The 6422-nt window shown below is 45.6% G+C and carries 8 protein-coding genes and 1 pseudogene; 5 read left to right on the plus strand and 4 right to left on the minus strand.

Going from position 1 to position 6422, the window contains the following annotated elements; genetic code table 11:
* The 3 genes and pseudogenes from RMO52_RS08480 to RMO52_RS08490 form a co-directional block, all read left to right on the plus strand.
* Positions 1–93: pseudogene (locus tag RMO52_RS08480) on the plus strand (allophycocyanin); the annotation flags it as partial.
* A gap of 80 nt (positions 94–173) precedes the next feature.
* On the plus strand, positions 174–659 hold the full coding sequence (gene apcB, locus RMO52_RS08485) for an allophycocyanin subunit beta (protein ID WP_015160896.1): 486 nt from the start codon (positions 174–176) through the stop codon (positions 657–659).
* Positions 660–960: 301 nt separating this feature from the next.
* On the plus strand, positions 961–1164 hold the full coding sequence (locus tag RMO52_RS08490; protein WP_309745206.1) for a phycobilisome linker polypeptide: 204 nt from the start codon (positions 961–963) through the stop codon (positions 1162–1164).
* Positions 1165–1490: 326 nt separating this feature from the next.
* On the opposite strand, the gene RMO52_RS08495 is transcribed toward RMO52_RS08490, so the two are convergent.
* Positions 1491–2027 carry a hypothetical protein gene (locus RMO52_RS08495; protein WP_309745208.1) on the minus strand — a complete coding sequence of 179 codons (537 nt, stop codon included), beginning with the start codon at positions 2025–2027 and terminating at the stop codon, positions 1491–1493.
* A 248-nt stretch (positions 2028–2275) separates the two neighbouring features.
* Between RMO52_RS08495 and RMO52_RS08500 the strand changes: the two genes are divergently transcribed.
* Positions 2276–3496 (plus strand): esterase-like activity of phytase family protein, encoded by a 1221-nt coding sequence (locus RMO52_RS08500; RefSeq protein WP_309745210.1) that lies wholly within the window; start codon positions 2276–2278, stop codon positions 3494–3496.
* Between the two features lie 176 nt (positions 3497–3672).
* Here the strand turns inward: RMO52_RS08500 and RMO52_RS08505 are convergent, their stop codons facing one another.
* The 3 genes from RMO52_RS08505 to rpaB all read right to left on the minus strand — a co-directional run bounded on the left by RMO52_RS08505 (position 3673) and on the right by rpaB (position 5933).
* A complete protein-coding gene (locus RMO52_RS08505; RefSeq protein ID WP_396134923.1) occupies positions 3673–4029 on the minus strand; it encodes an AbrB family transcriptional regulator in 357 nt (118 codons plus the stop codon).
* A 247-nt stretch (positions 4030–4276) separates the two neighbouring features.
* The gene (locus RMO52_RS08510) at positions 4277–4957 is read right to left on the minus strand and encodes a cofactor assembly of complex C subunit B (RefSeq protein ID WP_310412894.1); all 681 of its coding nucleotides are present in this window, start codon (positions 4955–4957) and stop codon (positions 4277–4279) included.
* 247 nt (positions 4958–5204) lie between these two features.
* Positions 5205–5933: a response regulator transcription factor RpaB gene (gene rpaB, locus RMO52_RS08515; protein WP_309745214.1), complete on the minus strand. Its 729-nt coding sequence runs from the start codon at positions 5931–5933 to the stop codon at positions 5205–5207.
* Between the two features lie 366 nt (positions 5934–6299).
* Between rpaB and RMO52_RS08520 the strand changes: the two genes are divergently transcribed.
* On the plus strand, positions 6300–6422 hold a 123-nt coding region (locus RMO52_RS08520), incomplete at its 3' end, for a hypothetical protein (RefSeq protein WP_310412897.1).

A 6422-nucleotide genomic window follows, 5' to 3' on the forward strand; every position in this document is an offset into this window, starting at 1 on the left:
GCGATGAAAGATGCTGCTGCTTCCATGATGTCTGGTGAAGACGCTGCCGAAGCTGGTGCTTACTTTGACTACCTCATCGGTGCAATGAGCTAGTTCCAAACTAGTTAACTTTGGCGATCTCGGTCACAATTTTTGAAATAAGCAACTAGAGACTAGATAAGGAATTTAGAATAATGCAAGACGCAATTACTTCTGTCATCAACTCATCTGACGTTCAAGGTAAATACTTGGACTCCAGCTCGCTCGATAAACTCAAAGCTTACTTTGGTACTGGCGAACTCCGCGTCCGTGCGGCTGGTACGATCAGTGCTAATGCAGCTACTATCGTCAAAGAAGCTGTAGCAAAATCCTTGTTGTACTCGGATATCACTCGTCCCGGTGGTAACATGTATACCACTCGTCGTTATGCTGCCTGCATCCGCGACTTGGACTACTACCTCCGCTATGCTACCTACGCGATGCTAGCTGGCGATCCTTCAATCTTGGATGAGCGCGTACTCAACGGCTTAAAAGAAACTTACAACTCTCTAGGCGTACCTGTAGCTGCTACAGTCCAAGCAATCCAAGCCATCAAAGAAGTAACCGCTAGTTTAGTTGGTGCTGATGCTGGTAAAGAAATGGGTGTTTACTTAGACTACATCTGTTCTGGCTTGAGCTAGTCGATCGGTTTTTTTAACCAGACAACGCAGATGAAGTAATCGAGTCTGGGAAGTCCGATGTAAGTGTTAGATCTTCAACAGCTTATCTATGACTAGATGAGTTTTGACGACCTAGGATGGACATCTGACTCTCAGACTTTGACGTTTTTGGAGCGCGCATCGTTCGCGTAGCGTCTCGTAGAGAATCGGTAAATTATTGTGACTCGACAGCACTTGCCAATGGTGACTAGATCTGAGAGTTACCAAACAGTGCAAAATTAGGATAGTTTATTCAAAATATAGCCATAGGAGCACCATTATTATGCGGATGTTCAAAGTCACCGCTTGCGTTCCCAGTCAAACACGCATCCGAACTCAGCGCGAACTGCAAAATACTTATTTCACAAAATTAGTCCCTTACGATAGCTGGTTCCGCGAGCAACAGCGGATTATGAAAATGGGCGGTAAAATCATCAAAGTCGAATTAGCTACTGGTAAACAAGGTGCTAGCACTGGTTTACTCTAAGGATTAGTTCGATAACACTACCGTTTGGATTGAGGGATCGAGCGCAGCTTAATCGCAAACATACCTACGGATATTTATTGGCGATTGAGATTTGTGTTAGTCTACTCAATCAAACAAAAGAGGTTAGAAATAACCTCTTTTGTCATTTGGATCTCAAGCTTGGAGCGTGATTTATGGCAACCGCCAAGGCGATTAGGAGATCTCAACCCTTAATGCAATACCCCCGACTTCTCCAAGAAGCGGCTCGCGTTTGTCGGGTTTCCCGACGGATTAGCGAGACAAGACAGTCGGGGGTATGTCCGAAGCTGGCTGGACGGTTGCTATAGCTAGACAATTAACCGCGACATAGCTTGAGCGATCGAGTTTTTTTGCTCCTCATCATAACCCCAGCGAGTCAAAAAGTCAGTATAGGCACCAGCGCCAGCCCGGATCGTACCTACCAATTCTCGGCACATTTCCTGAATCTGAGGTAGATTCAATTGTTGGATAATTTTGGTCGTCCGTGCTGCTACGGTGGCAGAAGATGCCGCCATTTCCCGATCGTCTCGCCGCTGATGGTAGAGTTGTTGAGCGGTAGACATGGCAACGTTTTTGACAAGTAAATCGGCAGCAACATCTGGATTTGCTTGCAATGCGGCAATAATTTCCGGCTGGGGTTCGTCACAAATGGGATCTTTGGCAGTCAGATAAGTTACAAAAAATCCTCTAGCACCATTGGCTGTCTGTACTAATGCCGCTACAAAATCTTGGATTTGACTGGCTGTTAGCTCATTTTTTTTAAGCTGCGTCAAGAAAGTTTGAGTCAGGTCGATCGCTTCGTCAAATTTGACATTAGCTGGCACAGACAAAGTAGATGAAGACATAAATAAGTTAATCGAGCGTCGAGCGTTAATAGTTGTCAGCAAATTTAGATCGTGACGAAATCTGAGCGGGTGTCTGAAAAATCCAATTGCTTCGTTTTGAGTGGGTAAATCCCCCTTTCTAAGGCTTGCTCGGGGGGATTCTGATGGTTTGCGGGTGTGAAGTTGTCGCGATCGAAAGTCACGACCGAGATCGCAGGTAACTTACAATGAGAAATACCCACTCACAGATATTATTACTCAAAATAGTTATGACTTTAAATAAAAGTCCAGATCCTCGGCGCAAAAAAATAGGCGGTTGGATTTTGGCCAGTACTGTCTCTGCGGGTGCATTACTATGTGTCATCGGAATCATGATTTTCCTGACCTCTTGTAGTGCTGTTTCGAGCGAAGCTGCTAGCAGTAGGATTTTTAACAAACTGTCGCTCGAGTATATCGGTGAGTACATTATCCCCGACAATTTTCAGTATAAACAGACTACTGTGGGTGGGTTATCGGGACTAACTTACGATCGGCAGCGCGATATTTTTTATGCAGTTTCTGACGATCGCAGTGACATCGCACCAGCTAGATTTTATACGCTCAAACTCGATCTCGACACTAAAAATGCTCGCGTCAAACTAAATAAAGTAGATATCGTCGATGTAACGCTGCTCAAGCAAGCAAATGGGGAAACTTATCTCAAAGGGCAAATTGATACCGAAACAATTGCCTTGACACCCCAATCCTCTGTATTTATCTCTAGTGAGGGAAATCGGGGCAAAGATATTCCGCCATTTATTAACGAATTCGACCTCAAAACAGGTAAAGCCAAACAAGCCTTACCCATTCCCGAGCGTTATCTCCCGGATACAGAAAGTAAGCGGGGAATCCAAAATAATCTGGGGTTTGAAGGGATGACACTCAGCCCGACAGGGACATTGCCAGCTAGCGGCGAACCTTTACGGCTGTTCGCCACTACCGAATCATCCTTGATGCAGGATAAATTTGTCTCTAAAGTGGGTGAAGATGGCAAAATTCCTGGTGCTAAAAATCGGTGGTTGCATTATCTACTGAGCAATCGACCCGAAATTATTAGCGAACATCTCTATCAATTAGATCCGCCCCCATTAGGCGCACTCGAACACGGCTTATCGGAAATTCAATCGATCGATACTAGCGGTCATTTTCTTACCTTGGAGCGATCCTTTGGCTTGTTTGGCTTCCGCGTCAAATTATTTCAAGCGAGTATGGCAGGTGCTACCGATACCAGCAAGATTGCCAGCTTCAAAGACAATAACACTATTCAACCCATCAAAAAACAGCTTGCCTTCGACCTCAAAAAATTGGACATGCGCCTAGACAATCTCGAAGGGATGGCACTAGGCTCGCGCTTGCCCGACGGCAGTCAAACACTACTGCTCGTAAGCGATAATAACTTTACTAACAAGCAAATTACTCAGCTTTTACTGTTTAAATTTAAGCAAGGTTAGGTGTAAATTCGCCATCCAATCGGGTCGAGCCGCACCATAATCTGCCCGCGATCGGCAAATATCGCAGAGATTTGGTGTCAGTTAGGAACCAAACCTCTGCACTTAATTTGCGATCGATTGCTCTACCCAAGCGCATCGCGCCACTCGTCAGTCGTTTGGGTAAAGCACCAGCCGATTTAATTATCTTGAATTAAATGGATGTGTTTGTAGCCGAGCTTGATCGTAAAGACATCGCCCTCTTTTAAACCCATGCCTTTGGTATAAGCAGAGCCAATTAACAACTGACCATTTTTATGCACGGTAGCTTTATAGGTGGCAACTTTACCACGACTGTCTCTACTAGTTTCATCGAGCTTGACACCTTTCGCTGAGAGCACGGCATCATAAAAGCCCGAGAGATCGGTACGCACGCCGCCAGAAGCAGAAGTTTTTATGTAGCCACATTCCTTGGCTGTTTCGCGCTTAGCAAGATGTGCTAGCTCCTTAACTTTTTGGAGCAGAGCCTTACCAGTGAGCGGCGTTGCGGTAGAAATGACGTCAGTTGATGCCTCAGTTTTTGCAGCTACTTTTGCAGATTTATCTGCTTTGGCGGCTGGCGGAGCTGTCTTGGTAGCAGTACTTTTAGGAGCTTTGGGAGCAGATTCTACTTTAGTTTTAGCCACGATCGTAATTAACAGGATGTTAATTTCATTATGCACTTAATAACTGCCATAATTACTATTTGTGCTAAAAATATTTTGCTAATCGATCGTTTTAGGTAGCTCAAAAAGCTCGAATCCTTCAGATTTTGTCATTTGGGTTTATCAAATTGCCATCGATCGCGGATCTGGTAGCGAGGCTATTTGCTAATTTATCGGCAATTCCCTCGATCCAAGCTTCATCTTGCTTGGTATAACTACGGGGAGCATTGGCACCCAAAATCATTACTCCATCTGTACCTAATGGCTGACAAATGATGCCTTGGGTGTTGACAGGTAAATAGTTGAATTCAATTCTTCCTGGGTAGACTTTTGTATCTACTAGATAAATAGCTTTTTGTTTGGCTAAAACTCGATCGAGGATCGCCCCGGGTGTAACTGTCGCGATTGGTGCCAAAATCCCCCGTCTGAGCAAAACTTGCCCGCGATAATAAACGACGATCGATCGCGTCACTGTATTCGTCAGTAGTAGATGTGAAGCCCATGCTAATTCGGTTTTGAGTGCATCCGGTAACGTGGGTAATAGTTCAAATCCCTCTGTCCCCTCTAGCACAGTGCTATCGGGTTTTCTAGGCTGAACTTGCTGCCACAACAACCCCGTTAAAATTAGTACTGCTGTCAAAACTACACCCACGGCATCCGATCGCGCCTGAGAGTCGGTTAATGCTGGCGTCAGTACCCGATTTAACATTAACAAAGTCCCGGCAATGCTACCTGCGGCGATCGGCAGGAGTCGGACGATCCGACCGTTATCTTCTTTCATAGCTATCTACACTCTCCGCAGCACTCTCAACTAAATTTTTGATTTGGGTAGTTCAAATAGACTAGAATAACAGGGTGGAGTCACATCAAAATGCTGGTGAGTTATGCCACCAGCATTTTGCGCTTATCGCATCCACGTCGAATTGTTTAGAACCTAGCTGGTGGCATCCTCCATTTGGTCTTGTAGAATGGTTCACAACCTAGATGGTGGGCATTGCCCACCCTACATTTGGTCTAAAGCCTAAAGCCTAAAGTTCATCAGGCTCGATAATCCGTTGAAACAAATAACCCGTACCTCTAGCGGTGAGAATCAGTTCGGGATTGCTAGGATCTTCTTCCAATTTAGCGCGGAGCCGCGAAATATGAACGTCCACGACTCTAGTATCGACGTGACGTTCGGGAGTATAGCCCCACACCTCTTGGAGAATTTCCGATCGGGAGAAAGCCTCGCCCGATCGACTCACGAGTAGTTCGAGGAGACTAAACTCCATCCCGGTGAGCCGAATCCGTTCGTCGGACTTATACACTTGGCGCTTATTAGTATCGATCTTGATGGTAGCAATCTGGATCACTCCAGAACTGGGAATGCCATTGAGTCCATTTTTATCAACCCGCCGCAATACCGAACGAATTCGGGCTTCGAGTTCTTTGGGAGAAAAGGGCTTGACTACATAGTCATCTGCACCCAACTCTAGTCCCGTGATGCGATCGGCGACATCGCCCAATGCCGTCAACATGATAATGGGGACATCAGATTCTTTGCGTAGCTCCTGACATACCCCGTAGCCATCGAGCTTGGGCATCATCACGTCAAGCACGACTAAATCGGGGCAGGTTTCGCGAAAAGTTTCGAGGGCTTCTTCCCCATCTGCCGCTGTAACTACATCATAGCCAATCATGGAGAGGCGAGTTTCTAAAATGCGACGGATGCTAGCCTCATCATCAACGACCAGAATAGTTTCCTTATGATTTTCCAAGCTTATCAAAGCTCCTATCGTATAGTGGTAATTTTTTTAACGTTAACTTTTAACATCCTACGATCAAGATTATCATTGATTTTAGACAAATTGGTGCAGTCCAACCCCTTCATTAATCGGAATTGCGTCGATTGAGGCTTCAACATTCTTAACATTTTTTAACTATTATTCAAGCTCGAATTGTCTAGCCAACATGGGTAGATTGTCGATCGGTCAGTCCGCCCGACTAGTATTGAAGTGGATTTCGATCGCTACTCCCCTCTACCCATTACCCTCTACCCCTCTACCTATTACCCTCTACCCCCTACCCTCTACCCTCTACCCACTACCCCCTACCCCCTACCCTCTACCCCTAACCTCTCCAGAATGGCAAAACAGCCGCGCACATCCTACGTTTGTAACGAATGTGGATCGACATCCCCTCAATGGTACGGAAAATGTCCGATTTGCAATACTTATGGCTCTTTGATCGAACAAGCACCACCCTCG

It is taken from the genome of Chamaesiphon sp. OTE_8_metabat_110 (assembly GCF_031382685.1).
Lineage (GTDB): Bacteria > Cyanobacteriota > Cyanobacteriia > Cyanobacteriales > Chamaesiphonaceae > Chamaesiphon.